The sequence below is a fragment of the uncultured Reyranella sp. genome, from assembly GCF_945957355.1.
Classification (GTDB): domain Bacteria; phylum Pseudomonadota; class Alphaproteobacteria; order Reyranellales; family Reyranellaceae; genus Reyranella.
Genome location: NZ_CAMFKM010000006.1, coordinates 343,111 through 364,948 on the forward strand (window position 1 = coordinate 343,111; position 21,838 = coordinate 364,948).

General features: G+C 66.7%; 23 protein-coding genes. 9 read left to right on the forward strand and 14 right to left on the reverse strand.

Going from position 1 to position 21,838, the window contains the following annotated elements:
- The first annotated feature begins 196 nt into the window (after positions 1-196).
- Positions 197-802: an HAD family phosphatase gene (locus Q0Q48_RS13100; protein WP_295138225.1), complete on the forward strand. Its 606-nt coding sequence runs from the start codon at positions 197-199 to the stop codon at positions 800-802.
- On the forward strand, positions 799-1,230 hold the full coding sequence (locus Q0Q48_RS13105; protein WP_295138227.1) for a DCC1-like thiol-disulfide oxidoreductase family protein: 432 nt from the start codon (positions 799-801) through the stop codon (positions 1,228-1,230). Before Q0Q48_RS13100 ends, Q0Q48_RS13105 begins: the two co-directional genes overlap by 4 nt.
- A gap of 70 nt (positions 1,231-1,300) precedes the next feature.
- Here Q0Q48_RS13105 and ssb read toward each other — a convergent pair whose 3' ends face one another.
- On the reverse strand, positions 1,301-1,801 hold the full coding sequence (gene ssb / locus Q0Q48_RS13110; protein WP_295138229.1) for a single-stranded DNA-binding protein: 501 nt from the start codon (positions 1,799-1,801) through the stop codon (positions 1,301-1,303).
- A gap of 180 nt (positions 1,802-1,981) precedes the next feature.
- Between ssb and Q0Q48_RS13115 the strand changes: the two genes are divergently transcribed.
- Both Q0Q48_RS13115 and uvrA read left to right on the forward strand, forming a co-directional pair.
- The gene (locus Q0Q48_RS13115; protein ID WP_295138230.1) at positions 1,982-3,226 is read left to right on the forward strand and encodes an MFS transporter; all 1,245 of its coding nucleotides are present in this window, start codon (positions 1,982-1,984) and stop codon (positions 3,224-3,226) included.
- Positions 3,227-3,301: 75 nt separating this feature from the next.
- Entirely contained in the window at positions 3,302-6,190 is a 2,889-nt protein-coding gene (gene uvrA, locus Q0Q48_RS13120) for an excinuclease ABC subunit UvrA (RefSeq protein WP_295138233.1), read from the forward strand.
- A gap of 30 nt (positions 6,191-6,220) precedes the next feature.
- Here uvrA and Q0Q48_RS13125 read toward each other — a convergent pair whose 3' ends face one another.
- The 4 genes from Q0Q48_RS13125 to pdxH are packed head-to-tail and all read right to left on the reverse strand — an operon-like array spanning position 6,221 to position 10,311.
- The gene (locus tag Q0Q48_RS13125; RefSeq protein WP_295138234.1) at positions 6,221-7,306 is read right to left on the reverse strand and encodes a hypothetical protein; all 1,086 of its coding nucleotides are present in this window, start codon (positions 7,304-7,306) and stop codon (positions 6,221-6,223) included.
- Positions 7,307-7,349: 43 nt separating this feature from the next.
- Positions 7,350-8,840, reverse strand: coding sequence for a bifunctional aminoglycoside phosphotransferase/ATP-binding protein (locus Q0Q48_RS13130; protein ID WP_295138235.1), 1,491 nt, complete (start codon positions 8,838-8,840; stop codon positions 7,350-7,352).
- On the reverse strand, positions 8,837-9,706 hold the full coding sequence (locus tag Q0Q48_RS13135) for a cation diffusion facilitator family transporter (protein WP_295138237.1): 870 nt from the start codon (positions 9,704-9,706) through the stop codon (positions 8,837-8,839). The genes Q0Q48_RS13130 and Q0Q48_RS13135 overlap by 4 nt, the downstream gene beginning before the upstream one ends.
- A gap of 11 nt (positions 9,707-9,717) precedes the next feature.
- A complete protein-coding gene (gene pdxH, locus Q0Q48_RS13140; protein WP_295138239.1) occupies positions 9,718-10,311 on the reverse strand; it encodes a pyridoxamine 5'-phosphate oxidase in 594 nt (197 codons plus the stop codon).
- 79 nt (positions 10,312-10,390) lie between these two features.
- Here pdxH and fabI point away from each other — a divergent pair, with 79 nt between their 5' ends.
- Genes fabI through sppA form a run of 4 tightly spaced genes read left to right on the forward strand, consistent with a single transcriptional unit; the run spans position 10,391 to position 14,655 of the window.
- On the forward strand, positions 10,391-11,227 hold the full coding sequence (gene fabI, locus Q0Q48_RS13145) for an enoyl-ACP reductase FabI (protein ID WP_295138241.1): 837 nt from the start codon (positions 10,391-10,393) through the stop codon (positions 11,225-11,227).
- An 18-nt stretch (positions 11,228-11,245) separates the two neighbouring features.
- Positions 11,246-12,316 (forward strand): chorismate synthase, encoded by a 1,071-nt coding sequence (gene aroC / locus Q0Q48_RS13150; RefSeq protein WP_295138243.1) that lies wholly within the window; start codon positions 11,246-11,248, stop codon positions 12,314-12,316.
- 33 nt (positions 12,317-12,349) lie between these two features.
- Positions 12,350-12,865 (forward strand): hypothetical protein, encoded by a 516-nt coding sequence (locus Q0Q48_RS13155; RefSeq protein ID WP_295138245.1) that lies wholly within the window; start codon positions 12,350-12,352, stop codon positions 12,863-12,865.
- A gap of 32 nt (positions 12,866-12,897) precedes the next feature.
- Positions 12,898-14,655, forward strand: coding sequence for a signal peptide peptidase SppA (gene sppA, locus Q0Q48_RS13160; protein ID WP_295138247.1), 1,758 nt, complete (start codon positions 12,898-12,900; stop codon positions 14,653-14,655).
- Between the two features lie 120 nt (positions 14,656-14,775).
- On the opposite strand, the gene Q0Q48_RS13165 is transcribed toward sppA, so the two are convergent.
- The 8 genes from Q0Q48_RS13165 to Q0Q48_RS13200 form a co-directional block, all read right to left on the reverse strand.
- Positions 14,776-15,129, reverse strand: coding sequence for an alpha/beta hydrolase (locus Q0Q48_RS13165; protein ID WP_295138249.1), 354 nt, complete (start codon positions 15,127-15,129; stop codon positions 14,776-14,778).
- The gene (locus Q0Q48_RS13170) at positions 15,066-15,317 is read right to left on the reverse strand and encodes a hypothetical protein (RefSeq protein WP_295138251.1); all 252 of its coding nucleotides are present in this window, start codon (positions 15,315-15,317) and stop codon (positions 15,066-15,068) included. The genes Q0Q48_RS13165 and Q0Q48_RS13170 overlap by 64 nt, the downstream gene beginning before the upstream one ends.
- Positions 15,318-15,545: 228 nt before the next feature.
- The gene (locus Q0Q48_RS13175; RefSeq protein ID WP_295138253.1) at positions 15,546-16,028 is read right to left on the reverse strand and encodes a 2'-5' RNA ligase family protein; all 483 of its coding nucleotides are present in this window, start codon (positions 16,026-16,028) and stop codon (positions 15,546-15,548) included.
- A gap of 1 nt (position 16,029) precedes the next feature.
- Complete coding sequence (locus tag Q0Q48_RS13180) at positions 16,030-16,785, reverse strand: DUF169 domain-containing protein (protein WP_068194881.1); 756 nt, start codon at positions 16,783-16,785, stop codon at positions 16,030-16,032.
- 93 nt (positions 16,786-16,878) lie between these two features.
- Positions 16,879-17,616: an SDR family oxidoreductase gene (locus tag Q0Q48_RS13185; RefSeq protein WP_295138255.1), complete on the reverse strand. Its 738-nt coding sequence runs from the start codon at positions 17,614-17,616 to the stop codon at positions 16,879-16,881.
- Positions 17,609-18,397 carry an alpha/beta hydrolase gene (locus Q0Q48_RS13190; protein ID WP_295138256.1) on the reverse strand — a complete coding sequence of 263 codons (789 nt, stop codon included), beginning with the start codon at positions 18,395-18,397 and terminating at the stop codon, positions 17,609-17,611. The genes Q0Q48_RS13185 and Q0Q48_RS13190 overlap by 8 nt, the downstream gene beginning before the upstream one ends.
- 2 nt (positions 18,398-18,399) lie before the next feature.
- Positions 18,400-19,695: an O-acetylhomoserine aminocarboxypropyltransferase gene (locus Q0Q48_RS13195; RefSeq protein WP_295138258.1), complete on the reverse strand. Its 1,296-nt coding sequence runs from the start codon at positions 19,693-19,695 to the stop codon at positions 18,400-18,402.
- A 34-nt stretch (positions 19,696-19,729) separates the two neighbouring features.
- A complete protein-coding gene (locus Q0Q48_RS13200; protein ID WP_295138260.1) occupies positions 19,730-19,918 on the reverse strand; it encodes a DUF1192 domain-containing protein in 189 nt (62 codons plus the stop codon).
- A gap of 66 nt (positions 19,919-19,984) precedes the next feature.
- On the opposite strand from Q0Q48_RS13200, the gene Q0Q48_RS13205 reads away from it, so the two are divergent.
- The gene (locus Q0Q48_RS13205; RefSeq protein WP_295138262.1) at positions 19,985-20,977 is read left to right on the forward strand and encodes an NAD(P)H-quinone oxidoreductase; all 993 of its coding nucleotides are present in this window, start codon (positions 19,985-19,987) and stop codon (positions 20,975-20,977) included.
- Positions 20,978-21,025: 48 nt separating this feature from the next.
- On the opposite strand, the gene Q0Q48_RS13210 is transcribed toward Q0Q48_RS13205, so the two are convergent.
- The gene (locus tag Q0Q48_RS13210; RefSeq protein ID WP_295138264.1) at positions 21,026-21,658 is read right to left on the reverse strand and encodes a DUF1013 domain-containing protein; all 633 of its coding nucleotides are present in this window, start codon (positions 21,656-21,658) and stop codon (positions 21,026-21,028) included.
- Positions 21,659-21,838: the final 180 nt, after the last annotated feature.

Below are 21,838 nucleotides of genomic sequence, written 5' to 3' on the forward strand. Positions count from 1 at the left end.
CTCGTTCTTGCAGCCCGTCCGGAGACTCCGGCAGGGGTATTTCGCAACCTACCAAACAAGCCCCGGAAGACCAACAAAAATCGGCAGTCAGACTGGCCTTTAATGCTTTGATATTATTAACTAAATTCGCACCGGAAATACCTCACGGAAAGGCCGCGAATTGCCCCCAGAAATTGCTCCGTCCCGCCCCTCCGTCGTGGTCTTCGACATGGGAGGCGTCCTGATCGACTACAATCCGCGGCACCTCTACCGGAAGCTGATCCCGCAGGAGGCGGAGATGGAGGAATTCTTGTCCAAGGTGACCACCCGCGAGTGGCACATGCGGCAGGACTACGATGGCGATCCGGCCACCGCCACCCGCGACCTGCAGGCTCTCCATCCGGGCAAGGAAGCACTGATTGCAGCCTATTATGACCGGTTCGACGAGATGCTCGATCATGCCTTCCCGCCGATGGCCGCACTGGTCGAGCGGCTGGGCGATGCCGGCGTGCCGCTCTATCTACTGTCCAACGCCCCCGGCTTCCTCGACGCCTGGCTGCGCGGCCCGGCGCAGGCAAGGCACCCCTTCATCGGCCGTTTCCGGGACTTCGTCGTGTCCGGCAACGTTCGCTGCTGGAAGCCCGATGCCGCGATCTTCGAGCTGACCTGCCGCACCGGCGGATTCAGCCCCCAGGACGCAGTATTCATCGATGACGTGGTGGCGAACGTCGAGGGTGCGCGAGCCAGCGGCATGAGCGGCATCCACCACCGCTCCGCGGAGGAGACGGTCGCCGAACTGCGCGCCTTGGGCTTTCCTGCGTGAATGTCCCGGCGGCCCTCGGCAACCTGCCGCAGCCCCTCTACTTCTTCGACGGCTATTGCGTGCTGTGCAGCCGCTTCGTGGCCTTCTGCCTGAAGCGCGATCCCGAGGGACGGCTCAAATTCGCCAGCGCGCAATCCGGCCTCGGCAAGCGGGTTCTCTTCGCTCTCGACCTTCCAGACGACGCATTGGACCGGACGATCCTGCTGCTGGAGGGCGACCGGATCTACACGCGTTCGACAGCCGCGCTGCGGGCGGTGCGTCATTTGAAGGGCCCGGCACGCTGGCTCTATCCGCTGATCCTCGTCCCCAAGATTCTGCGCGACCCGATCTACGACATCATCGCGCGCAACCGCCTCCGCTGGTTCGGCCGCCTCGAGGCCTGCCTGGTGCCATCGCCCCAGACGCGGATCCGCTTCATCGACTTGTGAGAATGCCGCGATAGCGGCACAGCCGGCCACCGAAGACGCCCGTCCTGCCAAGGACGAGCGTCCGCACAGCCTAGAACGGAATGTCGTCGTCGAGTTCGGCCTTGCCGCGCGGCGCCGCACGACCGCCGCCCCCACCACCGCTCGACATGCCGCCGCCACCGGACATGCCGCCACCGTAATCGTCGTCCATACCGCCAGCATCACCGCCGCCACCGCCACTGCGGCCGTCGAGCATGGTGAGCGAGCCACCGAACCGCGGGATGACCACTTCGGTCGTATAGCGCTCCTGACCGCTCTGGTCGGTCCACTTGCGGGTGGTGAGCTGGCCTTCGAGATAGACCTTGGCGCCCTTCTTCAGGAACTTCTGGGCCACCTCGGCGAGCTTGTCGTTGAAGATCACGACGCGGTGCCACTCGGTGCGCTCCTTGCGCTCGCCGCTGTTGCGATCGCGCCACGTCTCCGACGTCGCGATCGACATGTTCACCAGCGAACGGCCGTCCTGCATGGACTTCACTTCGGGATCGCGGCCGAGATTGCCGACCAGAATGACTTTGTTGACGCTGCCCGCCATGGGGGCCTCCCTGGGCTTTCCCGGCGCCGCGGGACGCGGCGCCTACCTCACGGCGGGCAAACTAGCCCCGGCTGCCTGTGGGCAGCCACCAAATTACGGTTGTGGCGTGAGCTTCCCTCATGCGGACCCTCCGACAATTCATTGGTTGTGCCGGCAAACCCTCCCGTATCTTCCCCGGCTATGAGCAAATCCTTCCATGTTCCCCAGGTCTCGACCGGCCAGGCCTATGCCATGCTGGGCGGTGCGGCGCTGATGATGACCCTCGCCATGGGCATCCGCCAGAATCTCGGCCTGTTTCAGGCGCCGGCCTCCAGGGAACTGGGAATCGCGATCTCCGACTTCGCACTGGCGATCTCCGTCCAGCAGGTCGCGTGGGGCGTCAGCCAGCCGATCGCCGGCATCTTCGCCGACAAGTACGGCACGCGCTGGGTCGCGATGATCGGCAGCGTCCTGTTCATCCTCGGCATCTGGCTGACTGCCACGGCCCAGGGCCTCCTGCCCATCATCCTGGGCGCCGGCGTACTGATCGGCGTGGCGCTCTCGTGCACGACCTCGGGCATCACCGCCAACATCGCCGCCCGTGTCGTGGAACCGGGCCGCCGGACCCTGGCCTTCGGTATCGTCTCGGCTGCCGGCTCCGTCGGCACCATGCTGACGGCGCCCATCGCGGCCTACCTTCTCAATACGGATGGCTGGCGCGCCGCGGTCTGGGCCTTCGTGATCCTCGCCCTCGCCATGCTGCCGGCCGCCTGGATCGGCAGCCGCGCCGACAGACTGCCCAACGCGCTGTCGACCGACCGCAACCTCACGCTGACAGGCGCGCTCGACGAAGCACGGCGCCACACCGGCTATGTCGTGATGGCGCTGGCCTTCTTCGTCTGCGGCCTACAACTCGTCTTCATCACCACCCACCTGCCGACCTATCTCGCCCAGTGCGGCATGGATCCGTCCTACAGCGCCGTGGCGCTGATGCTGATCGGCGGCTTCAACATCCTGAGTTCTTGGTTGTTCGGCTGGCTCGGCGACAAATACCCCAAGCGCCTGCTGCTGGGGGCGATCTACCTGCTGCGCTCGCTGGCGGTGGCGCTGTTCTTCCTGTTCCCGCCGACGCCGCTTTCCGTCGTGCTGTTCGGTGCCGCGATGGGCACGCTCTGGCTGGGGGTCATCCCATTGGTCAACGGGCTGGTGGTGCAGATCTTTGGCCTGCGCTTCCTGTCGACGCTGACCGGCATCGCCTTCCTCAGCCACCAGGCCGGATCGTTCCTCGGCGCCTGGGGTGGCGGTTACCTGTTCGATCTGCTGGGATCCTACGATCTCGCCTGGAAGATCGGCGTCCTGATCGGTCTGATCGCGGGCACCGCGCAGCTTCTGATGAACGACCGTCCGACCGCGCGGGTGCTGGCAGCGCAAGCATCGCCAGCGTGACGCAGGGCACTGGCGAAGGTGGGGGATAATCGCCATATGCGCTGATCCCGCGCATACCTTATGGTTCCGGTCCTGATGGCCAAGTCCCGCTTACAAGCTGCCGAGCCGCATCGCTTCATCTCCGTACGGGGCGCGCGCGAGCACAATCTCAAGAACGTCGATGTCGACCTGCCGCGCGACAGGCTGGTCGTCATCACCGGCCTCTCCGGCTCCGGCAAGTCGTCGCTCGCCTTCGACACCATCTATGCCGAGGGCCAGCGCCGTTACGTCGAGAGCCTCTCGGCCTACGCCCGCCAGTTCCTCGAACTGATGCAGAAGCCGGACGTCGATTCGATCGAGGGCCTCTCGCCCGCGATCTCGATCGAGCAAAAGACGACTTCGCGCAATCCGCGCTCGACGGTCGGCACCGTCACCGAGATTTACGACTATCTGCGACTGCTGTTCGCGCGTGTCGGCATCCCCTATTCGCCCGCCACCGGGCTGCCGATCGAGAGCCAGACCGTTTCCCAGATGGTCGACCGCATCAAGACGATGCCGGACGGCACGCGCCTCTACCTGATGGCGCCGATCGTGCGCGGCCGCAAGGGCGAGTATCGCAAGGAACTGCAGGAACTGCAGCGCAAGGGCTTCCAGCGGGTCAAGATCGACGGCACGCTCTACGAGATCGCCGAGGCGCCGTCGCTGGACAAGAAGTTCAAGCACGACATCGACGTGGTCGTGGACCGCATCGTCGTGAAGCCCGACCTCGGCAACCGTCTCGCCGATTCGCTCGAGACGGCGCTAGGGCTGGCCGAGGGCCTGGCGATCGCCGAGAACGCCGACAACGGCGAGCGCACCGTCTTCTCCGCCCGCTTCGCCTGCCCGGTCTCGGGCTTCACCATCGAGGAGATCGAGCCGCGCCTCTTCTCCTTCAATGCGCCGCAGGGCGCCTGCCCGTCCTGCGACGGACTCGGCGTGAAGATGTTCTTCGATCCGGAGATGGTGGTGCCGGACGACCGGCTGTCGCTGTCGGAAGGCGCCGTCGCGCCGTGGGCCGATTCGTCGGGCCAGTACTACATGCAGACGCTCGACAGCATCGCGAAGCACTTCAAGGTCAAGACCTCGGTGCCGTGGCGCGACCTGCCCAAGAAGGTACGGGACACGATCCTCTACGGCAGCGGCAGTGAGTCGGTCGCCATGCGCTACGACGACGGCATCCGCCAGTACCAGACGACCAAGCCGTTCGAGGGCGTGATCCCCAATCTCGACCGCCGCTGGCGGGAGACCGATTCCTCCTGGGTGCGCGAGGAGCTCGAGCGCTTCCAGCACGAGAGCAAGTGCGAGGCCTGCAACGGCGCCCGCCTCAAGCCCGAGGCGCTGGCGGTCAAGATCGCCGGCCTCAACATCAGCCAGACGACCGAGTTCTCGATCGGCGAGGCGGTGAAGTGGTTCCTGGCGCTCGATCCCAAGCTCACGCCCAAGCAGCGCGAGATCGCCGCCCGCATCCTGAAGGAGATCAACGAGCGGCTGGGCTTCCTCGACAATGTCGGCCTGTCCTACCTGACACTGAACCGGACCTCGGGCACTTTGTCCGGCGGCGAGAGCCAGCGCATCCGGCTCGCGTCCCAGATCGGCTCGGGCCTCACAGGCGTGCTCTACGTGCTCGACGAGCCGTCGATCGGCCTGCACCAGCGCGACAACGACCGGCTGCTGAAGACGCTGACCCGCCTGCGCGACCTCGGCAACACGGTGCTGGTGGTCGAGCATGACGAAGACGCGATCCGCGCCGCCGACTACCTGGTCGACATGGGCCCCGGCGCCGGCGCCCATGGCGGCACCGTGATCGCCCAGGGCACACCCGACGAGGTGATGCGCAACACCGCGAGCCTCACCGGCCAGTATCTCTCCGGTTTCCGCCAGGTCCCGATTCCCAAGCAACGGCGCGAGCCGCCGCCGAAGAATGGGCGCTGGCTCACACTGAAAGGCGCCCGGGAGAACAATCTCCAGAACGTGACGGCCAGCATCCCGCTCGGGACCTTCACCTGCGTCACCGGGGTGTCGGGCAGCGGCAAGAGCACGCTGATCGTCGAGACGCTCTACAAGGCACTGGCGAAGAAGCTCAACAATGCGCGCGAGCATGCCGGCGCCCATGCCGCGCTCGAAGGCGTGAACCATCTCGACAAGATCGTCGACATCGACCAGTCGCCGATCGGCCGCACGCCGCGCTCGAACCCGGCGACCTATACCGGCGCCTTCTCACCGATCCGCGACTGGTTCTCCCAGCTCCCGGAATCGACCGAGCGCGGCTACAAGCCCGGGCGCTTCTCCTTCAACGTGAAGGGCGGCCGCTGCGAGGCCTGCCAGGGCGACGGCGTCATCAAGATCGAGATGCACTTCCTGCCCGACGTCTATGTCGAGTGCGACGTCTGCAAGGGCAAGCGCTACAACCGCGAGACGCTTGAGATCGTGTTCCGCGGCAAGTCGATCGCCGATGTGCTCGACATGACCGTCGACGAGGGCTGCGAGTTCTTCAAGGCTGTGCCGATCATCCGCGACAAGCTGCTGACGCTCCAGCAGGTCGGTCTCGGCTACATCCATATTGGCCAGCAGGCGACCACCCTGTCGGGCGGCGAGGCGCAGCGGGTCAAGCTGGCCAAGGAACTGTCACGACGGGCCACGGGCCGCACGCTCTACATCCTCGACGAACCCACGACGGGTCTCCACTTCGAGGACGTGCGCAAGTTGCTCGAAGTGCTGCATCGTCTGGTCGAAACTGGCAACACGGTGCTGGTGATCGAGCACAATCTCGAAGTCATCAAGACCGCCGACTGGGTCCTCGACATGGGCCCCGACGGCGGGTCCGGCGGCGGCCGCCTGGTCGCCGAGGGCCCGCCCGAGGCCGTCGTGAAGGTACCGGAGAGCTACACCGGCCAGTATCTCGCCCGCCTCCTGCCGCGCAGTTCGACGGCGAAGAAGCGCGCCTAGATTCTTTGGAGCGCGCCACTCCTGTGGCGCTCAAGCTCCGTCAGCGAGCAAGACGTGAGCGCCACAGGGGCGCGTTCCAACGAGACGCTCTCGACCAATTTGGAACGACGTCACTGCCGTGACGCGGCCGGCACTGCCTCGATCGTCCACTTCCCAGCCGGCGACGGTCAGCTCGCCGGTCGCGGGACACATCTCGACCGAGAGGCGCGTGCAGGCGTTGAGGACCGGAGCCGTCACCCAGGCGAAGTCGTGCGCATCGCGTCCGGTCCAGGCGGCGAGCGCGCTGCGGCGGCGGATGTTGTTCTCGACCGGCTCACCGTCGCCGCAGCCGCGCGGCCGCCACTTGGGATGACGTTCGCGCCAGTCGTTGGCGAAGACGGTGTCGTCGCGATGGGTTCGTGCGGCCGTCTCCTCACGCTCGATCACGATCCGCTCGCCGGGCTTCGTGCCGACCAGCAGGAACAGCACGGGTCGCGCCACCGGCTCGGTTTCGAGCCGATGGCGCGCGTCGTCGAAGCTCGTGCAGGTCTCGAAGACGTGCCGCAGCAGATGTTCGGGCGGCAGGCGCCCGCTGCCGCGAAGGCCCGCGAGCGCGTTCAGCGCATAATCGAGCCACAGCAGCATCGGACTCCGCCAGCGGCGGCGCATCGGCGCCTGGTTGATCGAGGCAGCGAAGCGCGCCGGCGCCACTGCGGTCAGCACGCCGACGAAGCCGGGCCAGGTGACGTTCAGGAATTCGCCGGCCGAGCCACGCTGGCGCCGCACCTCGGCGAGACGACCCAGCCCGGGAAACGGCCAGTCGAGCGTGCGCCGGAGGCGCGGCCCCTCCTCGCTCTCGTCGCCGAGCGCGGTGCAGCCGAAGAGATAGGCGCCATGCAACAGCCAGATCCCCGGCTTCTTCAGGGTGCGGGCGACGCTGTCGATCTCCGCGGCATAGGCGGTCCCTGCCCGCCTCATCCAGGTCCGCACGATGGGGTCGGCGAGCCTGGCCAGCAGTCCGCCCAGCGGCAGCCAGCCGAGGCAGGCGTCGCGAACCGCCAACGCCTCGGCTTCACACTGTATCAAGTGGCAGCCGGCCGCGCCATCCAGCGCATCAATGAGCACAACTGATTTCATATATGAGTGATTACTCACTCATATATGAGACGTCAAGCCGAAGTCAGCGCCGCTCCCAGTCGATGGCTCCCAGATCGTAGCCAAACTGGCGTTCCACGACGGATGCCGTCGCGTCGGAGGCGTCTCCCTTCCGGTTCGTCACACGCTGCTGCGCGACGTGCTTTGGAACGTCGAGCCAGATCCCGTGGAACGGCACACCCACCTTGCGCGCCAGCGCCTCGGCCGCGGCGCGTTCCTCGGGGCGGGCGAAGACGGCATCGAGCACGACGCTGTGGCCCGCCCGCAGCACGCGCTCGGCGCGCGCCATGAACGCGGCATAAACCAGGGCAGATGCCTTGGGCGAATAGCTGCCCGCCGGCATGGGCTCTTCCAGGGGCACACCGGCCTGCCGCTTGCGCTCGACATCGGTGCGCACGACGATCCCGCCCGGGCTGCGGCCGATCTCCGGTGCAAGCTTCAGCGCCAGCGTGGTCTTCCCGCTGCCCGACAGGCCGCCGATCGCCACCAAGCGCGGCGGCGCGGGTTGCAGGAATGCCAATGCCGCCTTCTGATAGGCACGCGCCGGCGCATTGTCGGCGCCGCTGACGGCCGTGACGGCGGAATCGACGTAGGCACGGATCGCCGCCCGGCGCGCGAGGAACATGGGCAGTAGCGCCAGCGCCTCTTCGTGCGATGCACCTTCAAGCTCGTCGACCCGCCACAGCCATTCGTTCAGCAGGCGATTGGCCAGCGCCCCCAGCCCCTGCCGCGCCAGATCCATCAGCGCGAAGGCGAGATCGTAGAGCACATCGATGTTGGCGATCTTGTCGGAGAACTCGATGGCGTCGAACGGCACAGGCTGGCCGTTCAGGGCCACGATGTTGCGCAGGTGCAGGTCGCCGTGGCATCGGCGGATCGCTCCGGCGGCGACGCGGCGCGCTACGAGATCGAGGAAAGGTTCGAGCGAGCGCGGCATCGCCTCGGCCAGCGCCTCGCTGGTCGGCGGATCGAGACGGTCCCCCGCCTCGCGCATCTGGCGGACATCCGCGGCCACCGAGTGACGATAATCGTCGGGCGAGCAGAAGCCCGAGGCGATGGCGGGCAAGCCGTCGTGGAACGCGGCGACCCGCGCACCGAGCGCGGCCATGAGTTCTGGCGTCAGCGCGCCGCGCGCCGCCATCCGGTCGAGCAGCCCCTCCTCGTCGAAGCGCCGCATCACGACCAGCCAGTCGACGGCGTGCTCGGACGCCTCGCCGACCTCGCCCAGCGCCAGCTTGCCGTTCCGCCGCATCACCGGAGCAATGCCGAGATAGATCTCGGGCGCTGATCGCCGGTTCACGTCGATCTCCGCGGCGCACATCGCCGCGCGCCGGGCCTCGGTCGAGAAGTCCATGTACGGGAACCTCACGGCCCGCTTCAGCTTGTAGGCGCGTTCGCGGCATAGGAAGACGACGGCGCCGTGCGTATCGATCCGCCGCTCCGGCTTCAGCTCTTCCTCCAGGAAGGCAATCGTTTCCGACTGGTCCTCGACGATGAAGGAAGGCCGCGCGCTCATGGAGCGGGCGAAGGATCGACGTGAATGATTATATCCGCCCCGGGAAAGGCTCTCGCGATCTCGGCCTGGACTTCGAGGCCGATCGCGTGGCCCAGCACGACCGAGAGGTCGCGATCGACCTCAATATGAAGCTGGATGAATTTGGTGAGGCCGCTCGACCGGGTCTTCAGGTCGTGCGCGTCCTTCACGCCGGGATGCGCCTGCGCGATCGCTTCGATCTTCCGGCTGTCCTGGGCCGGCAGTTCGTGGTCCATCAGTACCTTCAGCGACTCACGGCCCACCGTCCATGCGCCATGCATCAGGTAGAAAGCCACCAGGGCCGCGACGCCGCTGTCGATCAGCGGCTGGTCCAGCAGGCCCGACAGGAAGACGCCCGCGCCGGTCACGAGCGTCGCCACCAGATCGGTGCTGTAGTGCGCCATGTCGGCACTGATGGCCAGCGAACCGCTGCGCCGCACGACGTGCTTCTGGAACGTGACCAGGCAAAGCGTCAGCCCGATCGCCAGCACGCTGACGTACAGGCCGATCTCCTCCTCGCGGACCTGCTTGGGGTTGCCCAGCCGCTCGACGATCGCGACCAGGAGCGCGCATCCCGAGGCGGCTATGAAGCCGGCTTGGATCAGGCCCGCCAGCCCCTCGGCCTTGCCATGGCCGAAGCGATGGTTGTCGTCGGCTGGCACGAGCGCCTGGCGCACCGCTAGGAAGGTCACCATCGAGCTGACGAGATCGAGCGACGTATCGACGAGCGAGGACAGCATGCTCACGGAATCGGTGATCCGCCAGGCCGCGAACTTGGCAAAGATCAGGATGAGCGCCGTCGATATCGAAGCGATGGTCGCCAGCCGCATCAGCCGTTGGGGCTCCATTGCCGTCGTCCTCAGGGGTAAAGCGTTCGCGTGGTCCACGGTTCGGCGGGTGAGCCACGCCGATATTCCAGCCGGTCGTGCAGGCGGAAGGCGCCGTCCTGCCAGAACTCGATCAGGGTCGGCTGCAGGCGGAAGCCCGACCAGTGCGGCGGCCGCGGCACCGAGCCGACCAGATACCGGGTGCCGTATTCCGCCACCCGCTTCTCGAGGGCAAACCGGCTTTCCAGCGGCCGCGACTGTTCCGACGCCCAGGCGCCGATCTGGCTTCCCCGGGCCCGGGTCGCGAAATAGGCATCGGCCTCGTCGGCCGTCGTCGGGGTGACCGGCCCCTCCAGGCGAACCTGGCGGCGCAGCGACTTCCAGTGGAAAAGGAGGGCCGCCCTGGGATGAGCCAGGAGGTGGTTGCCCTTCCGGCTTTCATAATTCGTGTAAAATACGAAGCCGTCGGCGTCATAGTCCTTCAACAGAACCATGCGCACGGCGGGCGTGCCGTCCGGACCGACCGTGGCCAAGGCCATGGCGGAGGGGTCGTTGGGCTCGGAAGTGCCGGCCTCGCCGTACCAAGTGGCGAAAAGCTCCAGCGGATCGGTGGTTTGCCTGATCATGACCACAATATGAGGGGGTCGCCCGCGTTCCACCACCGGCATCTTGTCCCAATAGCCGTCCCCCGCTAGAACCGGGGGCATGACCTCTGCTGCACAATTGATGGCCGGCAAAAAAGGCCTCGTCATGGGCGTCGCCAACGAACGCTCGATCGCCTGGGGCATCGCCAAGGCGTGCCACGACCAGGGAGCGGAGGTGGCCTTCACCTTCCAGGGCGAGGCGCTGGAGAAGCGCGTGCGTCCGCTGGCCAACTCGATCGGCGCCAAGATCATCGAACCGTGCGACGTGACCAACGCCGCCAGCATCGATGCCGTCTTCGCCAAGCTGGAGAAGGAATGGGGCAAGCTGGACTTCCTGGTCCACGCCATCGCCTTCTCCAACAAGGACGAGCTGCGCGGCCGCTACCTCGACACCACGTCCGACAACTTCGCCCTCACGATGAACGTGAGCTGCTACTCTCTCATCGCCGTGGCGCAGCGCGCCGTGCCGCTGATGAAGGACGGTGGCAGCCTGCTCACCCTCACCTACTACGGTGCAGAGCGTGTGATCCCGAACTACAACGTCATGGGCGTCGCCAAGGCCGCGCTCGAGGCAAGCGTGCGCTACCTGGCGTCCGATCTCGGCCAGCAGAAGATCCGGGTCAATGCGATCTCGGCCGGCCCGGTCAAGACGCTGGCCTTCGCCGGGATCAACGACAGCCGCTACATCCTGAAGTGGAACGAGCTGAACTCGCCCCTGAAGCGCAATGTCACGACGGAAGAGGTCGGCAATGCCGGCCTCTATCTCCTGTCCGATCTCGGCACCGGCGTGACCGGTGAAGTGATGCACGTCGATGCCGGCTACCATGTCGTCGGCATGATCAACACCTCGTCCGCGAAGCAGATCGCCGAATTGCTCGGCAACTTCGAAGGCGAGTAGCGCAGGAGGCCGGCGACCATGGCCGGCAGCAGTTTCGGTACCCTCTTCCGGTTCACCAGCTGGGGCGAAAGCCACGGGCCTGCCATTGGCTGCGTAGTCGATGGCACGCCGGCGCGCATCCCCCTGAGCGAAGCCGACATCCAGGTGTGGATGGACAAGCGCCGTCCCGGCCAGTCGCGCTTCGTCACCCAGCGCCAGGAGCCGGACTCGGTCAGGATCCTGTCCGGCGTCTTCGAGGGCGTCACGACCGGCACGCCGATCGGGCTGCACATCGACAATGTCGACCAGCGCAGCCGCGACTACGGCGAGATCAAGGACCAGTTCCGACCGTCCCACGCCGACTACACCTATCAAATGAAGTATGGCGTGCGCGATTATCGCGGCGGCGGCCGCCAGTCGGCGCGCGAGACCGCGGTGCGTGTCGCCGCCGGCGCCATCGCGCGCAAGATCCTGGGTGATGGCGTCACCATCCGCGGCGCCGTGGTCCAGATCGGCACGCAGAAGATCGACCGCACCAACTGGGACTGGGACGCGACCGGCGACAATCCGTTCTGGTGCCCGGACCGCCAGGCAGCGCAGAACTGGGAAGGCTACCTCGACGACGTGCGCAAGCGCGGCAGCTCGTGCGGCGCGGTCATCGAGGTCGTTGCCTCGGGCGTCCCCGTCGGCCTGGGCGACCCGGTCTACGACAAGCTCGATGCCGACCTCGCCAAGGCGCTGATGAGCATCAATGCCGTCAAGGGCGTCGAGATCGGCGACGGTTTCGCCACGGCTGCGATGAGCGGCGAGGAGAATGCCGACGAAATGCGCATGCGGGACGGCCAGCCGGCCTTCCTCAGCAACCATGCCGGCGGCATCCTGGGCGGCATCTCGACCGGCCAGGACATCGTCTGCCGCCTCGCGGTCAAGCCGACCAGCTCGATCCTGACGCCGGTCCGCAGCGTCGACCGCAACGGATGCGACATCGAACTGCGTACCAAGGGCCGCCACGATCCCTGCGTCGGTATCCGCGGCACCCCTGTGGCGGAAGCGATGATGGCCTGCGTTCTCGCGGACCACTTGCTGCGCCATCGCGCCCAAGCCGGCTAGCGCTCCACGATGGCCGTCCGGCAAGCCCTGGAGGTGCGCTTCGGCACCCTTCACAATCTGGGGATGGCGGCCGTCTCGCTCCTGATGATCGGCTCGGCGATCGCACACTTTGCATCCGGCGACGCGGCCAACGCGCCCACCCTTTCGCTCCAGGATCCACGCTTCGTGATGTTCGCGCTTCTGGCGCTGATCATGGTCTACTACATCTACTTGGGCGTCAGTCGCTTTCTGGACCGCACGCCGCAGGTGGTGATCGACCATGACGGCATCGCGCTTGGGTTCGGCCGCAATGCCCGCATCGCCTGGGGCGACATCGAGTGGGTGCGGCTTCGCCGCCTGGCGATGCGCACCCAGCTCCAGATCGGGATCGAACCACAGGCGTTCCTCGCGGCGGACCTGCGCCTTTCCCAGTTCAATGTCGATGACAGCCTGCGGCCGATCCGCGGCGTTCCGGCGGCCGTCATCGTCCGCGACAACGGCCTCGACTCAAACGCCCTGACGATGCTTGACGCCGTAAAGGCGTTCCGGCCGAATCTCGTTCGTTCCTGATCAGCACCCAGTCACCATAGGGAAACTCCCGCATGCGGCGTTTCATCGTCGGCTTTCTTGCGACCATCGGCACACTGGTCCTGCTGGCTGTGGTCGCCGGCGTAGCCTTCTTCGCCTCGGGTCCCTTCTCGGCCAAACCGCTGCCGCAGCAGATGGTCCTGTCGCTGGACCTCCGTGCGCTGCCGCCGGAGGCGACGTCAACCGGCCTGCTGAGCGGCGGCCTGTTCGGCGGCTCGCGCGACATCGTCGAGGTGGTGCAACTCCTCTGGCAGGCGGCCGACGATCCGCGCGTCGTCGGTCTCTATGTCGAGATCGGCGACGAAGCGGGGGGCCTCGCCCGCGTACAGGAGCTGCGCCAGGCGATCGCCCACTTCCGCGGCAAGGGCAAGTTCGCGGTCGGCTTCGCGGAATCGCTCGGCAGCGGGGGCAACCATGTCGCCGACTATTATCTCGCCGCCGCGTTGGAACAGATCTGGCTGCAGCCGAGCGGCGGCTTCGGCATCACCGGCATCGCCGTCGAGACGCCGTTCATCAAGGGCGGCCTCGACAAGCTCGGGGTCAAGGTCGAGGGCGGCAAGCGCTACGAGTACAAGAGCGCGCCCGACTCGTTCATGGAGACGAACTACACCCGTCCTGCCCGCGAGAACCTGCAGCAGTTGATCGACAGCCTGTTCGGTCAGTTCATCGCCGACGTGGCCCGCGACCGCAAGATGGAGGCCGGCCAACTGCGCCGCCTGATCGACACCGCGCCGCACGAATCCGAGCAGGCGCGTCAGGACGGTCTCGTCGACAAGATCGGCTATCGTGCCGACGCACTCGAAGACGTCTACCAGCGCGCCAGCGGCAAGCGCGATCTCGTGACCCTGGCGGAATATGCCGGCGACGAGACACGCCCGAAGCAAAGCGGCGACGTCATTGCCCTCGTGCGCGTGAACGGCGCCATCATGTCGGGCGGTGGAGAAGGCAGTCCCCTCGAGGACGACGCGATGGCCAAAGCCGAAGACGTCGTCGAGGCGCTCGAGAATGCCGCCCAGGCCAAGGATGTGCGCGCCATCGTCCTGCGCATCGACTCGCCCGGAGGCACCTATCCCGCCGCCGACGCCATTGCCGACGCGGTCGGCCGGGCACGGGCCGCCGGCAAGCCCGTGATCGTCTCGATGGGCGACGTGGCGGCCTCCGGCGGCTACCTGGCCGCCGTCCGCGGTGACGTGATCGTCGCCCAGCCGACGACGATCACCGCCTCTATCGGTGTCTTCAGCATCTGGCCCATGGCACAGGAACTGCTGACCTCGCTCGGCGTCAACGTCGAGCGCGTCTCAGTCGGCCGAAACGCCGGCATGCACTCGACCTTCCAGCCGCCGACGCCCGCCCAACGCGCCGCCATTAACCGGGAACTCGACGTCATCTACGCGGCCTTCACGACCCAGGTCGCCGAGTCACGCAATCTCGACGCCAACCGCATCGACGCTGCCGCGCGCGGCCGGGTCTTCAGCGGCACCGACGCCAGGCAGGCCGGGCTGGTGGACGAACTGGGCGGCCTGCAGCTCGCGCTCAACATCGCCAAGGCCAAGGCCGGCATCGGCGAAGGCCGAAAGGTCGAGATCCGCCGCTATCCTGACGAGGGCGACCGCTGGCAGAGGATGATCGACCGGCTGTTCAAGCTGGCCACCGTGACGACGTCGTCCAACATGAGCATGCCGCGCGAGGTCCGCGAAGCGCTCGCGAAGTTCGGCATCGCGGCTCGCCCCGGCAACGTCCGCCTGCCGCCCCTGCCGCCGCTCTGGCGTTAGCTGGAGGAGCTTCCAAGCTACAGTGATTCCGTCGTCTCTACCGAAGCCCCCCTCGAGAAGCCTCGCGGCAGGCTCCAGTCGAGACGACGGGGTTCGTTTGGGGCATCAACTCATCTAGCCCTATCGTCGCTCCTCCAGGAGCGCGACGATCGCCTGCCACATCTTCCAGGCATTGGCGACGTTCACCGCGGTGAACTCGACATGGCCGATGTCGTCGATCAGGAACAGGGATACGCGCGCCTTCGACGCCGCGGCGGCGAGATCCTGGCTCTCGCTGTAGGGAACCATCGGATCGGTACGGCCGTGTACCAGGATGAGATGGCCCCGCAACTTCGACAGATCGTGGAAGGCGAGGTTCAGGCCATCGATCTCGCGACGCACCGTCCCGGGTAGTCCTTCGATGAAACGATTTACTGCATCGGGGTTGCTATTGTCGACCAGGGCCAGCACCGCGCGGCCCTGCGGTCCCAGCATCGCAGCATCGCGGCCTCGCGGGAGACATCGGCATTGCGGTCCCGCAAGCGCAGCGCTGCAATCTCTTCCAGAAGGCGCGCGTCACGCGGATCGTCGAGGCGGCTGGCATTGGCGCGCAGGATGGCCCAGCGGCCATAGGCGTTCGGCTCGACCCGGCCCAGCACGGCGGCGCCGGGGACGAGGACCATCGCCGCGCGGGGCTGGCTGGCCGGAAGGTAGAGGTCGCCCCTCCCCGCCTTCCCATCGCGTGGTATATTTTCGGGGCGGCGCGGTCACCTCCTCCAGCCAGGTCGGCGCACCGCCCGCCGCGATGTCCCACATCACCAGCGTGGCTTCCGCCCAGACCATCGGGCGTCCGAAGAAGAGCGGCAGGAGAAGGGCGGCCAGGAGCGCGAGCGCGGTGCGCCGGGCGATCTTCATGTTCCGAGGCGGACACTGGCCAGGGTTTCGAGCGTGTCGCCGGTTCGGCGCAGCAGCTCCAGCTCTTCGATCCGGCCGGTCATCGGCAGGTTCTGGCGACTGACGATGCGCGCCACCTGCTCGGCGTCGGCGGGGCTTCGGAACCGGCCGAGCGTGATGTGCGGCTCGAACGGCTCGCTGCCGGGAACGGGGTTCAGTTCCTCATGAAGGGCCGTCAGTTCGGCTGCACCATCCGAGGGCTCGGCATAAAGATAGAGGTCGGATCGCACGATGCGGTCGATCTGGAACCAGAACGGCCGCTGCGTGACGTCCTGCAAGGCCGCGCGCAGCTCGGCCTCGCAGTCGCCTGCGGCACCGAACACGAGAGTGAAGTGCGGGCCGATCAGCGCGGCCTCACCCGGATGGTACTGCGCCCGCAGCCGATGCAGAGCCGCGTCGTCGGCCTCGCCGAGTACCGGCCAGGCCACGACGTAGAGCATCTCAGCTGTAGCTCTTGGCCATGCCCAGGGCCGGATCCATCACCGCGCCGTAGGGCGGGAACGGATAGCGCAGGCCGTTCTTGCCGAGATGACCCATGCCCTCGACCGCGCGCAGCAGCTCGTCCGGCGGACAGGCCATCAGCAGCTCGTCGTCGGCCACGCCGCCATATCGCCGCTCGGCGAAGCAAGGCAGCGACAGCGAGGTCTGGCGCGTGGCGAGCGCCCTTCCCCACGAATCGGCGCAAGCGCTCTCGCCGGTCACCGTAAAGTCGTAGCGGCGGTAACGGTGATACTGCAGGCCATTGATGAAATAGATCATCTGGCCGGGCGTTCCGTAGAACAGGCAGATGTCCGGCGGGTCGAGCCGCGCCGAGCGCAGTGGCGACACGACGAGGCCGTTGTACTTGCCGTCCGGCACGCGCGGCATCTGCGCCTGGTGGGCGGCCGAGGCTTCCTTGTTGCCGAACCACACGCCGTTCATGTGGTCGCCCGAGAGGAAGCCCTCGCCCGGATGGTTGAGGCCGACGACGCCGCCGCAATTGCCGCCGCGCGTATTGTCGACGGTGATTCCCAGGGTGAAGCCGTACCAGCGCGACTGCGTCACCATCTGGCACATGGTGAACTTGAAGCCCTCGGTCGGCTTGCGCACGCCCTTGATCTTGTCCATCTCGGCCGGGTCCTCGAAAAGGCGCATGCCGATCGGCTGGGTGCGGATGCGCAGCAGTTCGATCAGCTTGTTGCTGGCCTCGGCCAACATGGCGCCGGTAATGGTTTCCGGCGGCGTCCATGGGGCGGTCTTGTAGCCCGGCGGCAGCGTCTGGACGTTCATTGTTGTTTCCTCCGTGTCTGGCTAGGTGAGGTTCAACCCACCGTCGGCGATGACGATCTCTCCGGTAACGTAGTCGTTGGCGCACAGCGCGGCCACCAGATCGGCGATGTCCTCCGGTTTCGCAGGTCGCTTCATCGGCGACTTCGCTTTCCAGGTTTCCAGCATGTCGGGCCAGTTCGCCGTCATCGGAGTCTCGACCAGGCCCGGCGCCACGGCGTTCACGCGAATTGCCGGTGCCAGAGACAAGGCGAGCAGCTTCGTCACGTGATGCAGCGCCGCCTTCGAAGCGGCGTAGGGAATGGACGACCCTTTCGGCCGAGAACCGGCATGCGTGCCGATATTGACGATGCTCGCGGGCCGGCCGCTTTCGCTGGAGGTGCGCAGCGCGGCTTCGGCCTCCGCAACCAGCATGAAGGGCGCGATCAGGTTGACGTCGAGCATCTGCCGCCAAAGCGCCGGCGTCGCAGCCTTGAGATCGGTGTGCGGGATGCGGATCGACAGGCCGGCATTGTTCACCAGCACGTCGAGGCGGCCATGGGCCTCGAGCACCGACGCGACGAGACCGCGTGCCGCCGTCTCATCGCCAAGATCGGCCTGGTGATAGCTGGCCTGCTTCAGCTCGGCGGCCATCGCCATCCCCACGTCGGCCGAGCTGCGCGAATGCAGCGCCACGGCATAACCGTTGCGCGACAGGCGGCGCGCGATGGCGGCGCCAATTCCGGAGGTGGAGCCGGTGACGAGAGCGACGCGTTCAGACACAGGACTTCAATGCCTCCAGCGCCTCGTCGGGACGCTCCACCATCATGAAATGCCCGCAGTTCGGGATTGTGACGGACGTCGAACCGGCAATCGCCGCAACCAGTGCCTTGGCCTTCGGCGCGGGCGTCATGAGATCGCCGTCCCCCAGCACGAAGACGGTCGGGCACTTCACGGCCGCCGCCCGTGCCGGCGCATCCTTGTAGGCGTTGCAGGCCGCCAGATCGGTATGGATCACGTCCGGCCTGTTGCCCGCCAGCACCGCCAGCGATTCGCGTCGCAGCCACAGGCCGGGCGAGACCATGCCGCCTTTGTGCAGCGCATTGCCCATGCCCCAGAAGGTCATGAGTTCCTGCACCTTCAGCGTGTTGGCCTTGGCCGATTCGAGCATCTCGGGATGCACCGGCATTTCCGTTGCCACACCGCACAGGCCCAGTGCCCGCACCTTGTCGCCGTGGCGCGCCGCACAGTCGAGCGCGACCAGTGCACCCATCGAGTGTCCGACGAGCGCCGCCTGCCTGAGGCCCGCTGCCTCGATCAGGCGCGCCGTCCAGTCGGCCATCGCTGGAATGCTGTTGAGCACCGGTCCATCGGACCAGCCGTGCGCCGGGAAATCGACGGCCAGCACGCTGCGGCCGTGATGGGCGAACCAGCGCGTCTGCAGGCGCCAGGCGGTGCGGTCGAATCCGGCGCCATGAAGGAAGACGATCGCGGGCTTGCCTGCATCGAACTCGGTACCGCCGGTCGTTGCGAAAACGGTCCGGCCATCGACGGTGAGCTTCATGGTCAGCCCTTCTGCGCGGCGCGCAGCGCCGGCCCAAGATCGTCGATCAGGTCTTCGGGGTCTTCCAGGCCGACCGAGAGCCGGATCATGCCTTCGCCGATGCCCGCTTCCTTCAGCGCCGCCGCATCGAGCTGGGCGTGCGTCGTCGAGGCGGGATGGATCACCAGCGACTTGGCGTCACCGACATTGGCAAGATGCGAAAACAGCTTCAGCCGCTCGATGAAGCGCCGGCCGGCCTCGCGGCCGCCCTTGATGTCGAAGCTGAAGATCGAGCCCGTGCCCCTGGGCAGCAGCTTCTGCGCCAGAGCATGATCGGGATGCTCCGGCATGTCGGGCGAGGCGATGCGTTCCACTGCGGGATTGGCCTTCAGGAACGCTATCACCTTGCGCGCATTCTCGACGTGACGCGCGACGCGGAGCGGCAAGGTTTCAAGGCCCTGGATCAGATAGAAGGCGTTCTGCGGTGACAGGCAGCAGCCGAAGTCGCGCACGCCCTCGGTGCGAGCGCGCATCACGAAGGCATGCGGCCCGAACTCCTCGGCAAAGTCGATACCGTGATAGCCGGCATAGGGTTCGGTGAGTGTCGGGAACTTGCCCGAGCCTTCCCAGTCGAAGCGCCCTGAGTCGACGATCACGCCGCCGATCGCCACGCCATGGCCGCCGATGAACTTGGTGGCCGAATGGAAGACGATGTCCGCGCCCAGGGTGAGCGGCCTGCACAGGACCGGCGAGGCGAAGGTGTTGTCGACCATCAGCGGGATCTTCGACTCGTGGGCGATCGCGGCGATGGCCGGAATGTCGAGCACCTCGCCGCCCGGGTTGCCGATCGTCTCGCCCAGCACGAGGCGCGTCTCGGGACGGATGGCCTTGCGGAAACCCTCATGGTCGCGCGGGTGGACGAAGGTCGTCTCGATGCCGAAGCGCGGCAGGGTGAGCGCCAGCATGTTGCGCGTGCCGCCATAGAGCGACGTCGAGGCGACGATGTGACCACCCGCGCCCATGAGCGTGGCGATGGCGATGTGCAGCGCCGCCTGGCCGCTCGACACCGCGAGCGCGCCGGAGCCCTCCTCGAGGGCCGCCACCCGCTCCTCGAACACCGAAACGGTCGGATTGGAGATGCGGCTGTAGATGTGCCCGCCGACCTCGAGGTTGAACAGGCTGGCCGCATGATCGACGTCGCGGAAGACGAAGGACGTCGTCTGGTAGATCGGCACGGCCCGCGCGCCGGTCACCGGATCGGGATGCTGCCCCGCATGCAGCGCCAGAGTATCGGGCTTCAGGAACTTGGCTTCGACCACACGGGCCTCCCCTCTCTGCGCAGTCCCGCTACCATCACTTCTTGAACAGGGAGGCGGCGGCCGCGGCGTGACTCTGCTTGGCCTTGATCTTCGCCTCGACCCTTTCGAGCTCGGCCTTGAGCACGTCGACGTATTCCTTCAGGTCATCGACGTTCATGACATCGAGATTCCTGGGCTGTGTCTTCTTCTGTCGGGGGTCGAGGTCGTCGAGGTCGAAGGCCATGGCGCATCTCCACGGAAGCGGCTAAGGCAGGACTAGCACCGCTCCACCTGCTTCGAAAGGCCGACCATGAGTGCCCTGCCCGCGACGATGACCTGCATCGAAATCACGAAGTATGGCGGGCCGGAGGTGCTGGTACCGACGACGCGGCCGGTGCCGCAGCCCAAGGCCGGGGAGATCCTGATCAAGGTCGCGGCGACTGCGGTCAACCGGCCCGACATCTCCCAGCGCCAGGGTAACTATGCACCCCCGCCGGGTGCCTCCGACCTGCCGGGCCTCGAAGCCTCCGGCACCGTCGCCGCGCTGGGTGACGGGGTGAGCGGCTGGAATATCGGTGACGAGCTCTGCGCGCTGACGCCGGGCGGCTCCTATGCCGAGTATTGCATCGTACCGGCGCCGCAATGTCTTCCACTGCCCAAGGGGTTCGACCTGCTGCACGCCGCGGCGCTGCCGGAGAATTACTTCACCGTCTGGCACAACCTCTTCGAGCGCGGCCAGCTCAAGGCCGGCGAGACCGTGCTGATCCATGGCGGCGCGAGCGGCATCGGCACTACCGCGATCCAGCTCGCCAAGTCGTTCGGCGCAACCGTGCTCACCACCGTACGGACGCGGGAAAAGGCCGACGCCGTGAAGGCGCTCGGGGCCGACCACGCGGTTATCTACAAAGACAACGACTGGGCGGCCGAAGTGAAGAAGCTGTCGGGCGGCGTCGACGTCGTGCTCGACATGGTGGCGGGCGACTACCTGCCGAAGAACCTGTCGCTGCTGAAGCTCGACGGGCGCTGCGTCGTGATCGCCGTGCAGGGCGGCGCGACGGCGACGATCAGCGCCGGCTTCCTGATGGTCAATCGCCTGACGCTGACGGGGTCGACGCTTCGGCCCCAGAGCGTCGAGAGCAAGGGCCGCATGGCGCGCGGGCTGAAGGAGAAGGTCTGGCCCCTGCTCGAAGCCGGCAGGATCAAGCCGATCATCTACAAGACCTTCCCGTTCACCGACGCCGCCGGCGCGCATGCCGAACTGGAGCGCGCCGACCACGTCGGCAAGGTGATGATGACCGTCTAAGAAATAGCACTCCCCTTTGCGGAGCACGCAAAGGGGAAGAAGCGGGGACTACTGCTCGCTGACGTCGGGCTGGTCGGCTTCGGCCGGATCGACGTCGGCGGCGTCCTCGACCACGCCCGACTGCGCCGCTTCCTTCTTGCGCGAGGCATCCTCGCGGGCGGCCTTGCGGCGCGCTCGGTCGACAGCGTCGTTCAGATCCTTGAGCGTACAGAGACCGAGCGTCACCGGATCGCGCGGTCGCAGGTTCTGCATGTTCCAATGCGAACGGTCCTTGACCGACTGCACCGTGCTCTTGGTCGAGCCCACCAGCTTGGCGACCTGGCTGTCCTGCAGTTCGGGGTGCGTTTTCAGCAACCAGGCGATGGCGTCGGGACGATCCTGGCGCTTGGCGACCGGCGTGTAGCGCGGGCCCTTGGAGCGGGCCTGCGGCATCGGCACGTCGCGCGGGCTGAGCTTCAACCGGGCGTTGCTGTCGGCCTCGGCCCGCTTGATCTCTTCCTTGGTCAGCTGGCCGTTGGTGGTCGGATCGTAGCCCGTCATGCCGCCAGCGACTTCGCCGTCGGCGATCGCCTGGATCTCGAGCGGATGCAGGCCGGTGAAAGCCGAGATCTGATCGAAGGTCAGGGTCGTGTTCTCGACCAACCAGACGGCGGTCGCCTTGGGCATCAACACTTGTGACATGAATTCACTCTCCTGCGCCCGGATATAGAGGCCGGCCCGGGCGCCGCCAACCCGAAAAGCGCATAGCTGAAAATGGAAACGGCCGGGGTCGCCCCCGGCCGTTCCTGAAGTCAACGCTTCGGATCGTCTTACTGGATGACGATTTCGACGCGGCGGTTCTGCGGCTCGCGGACGTTCGGG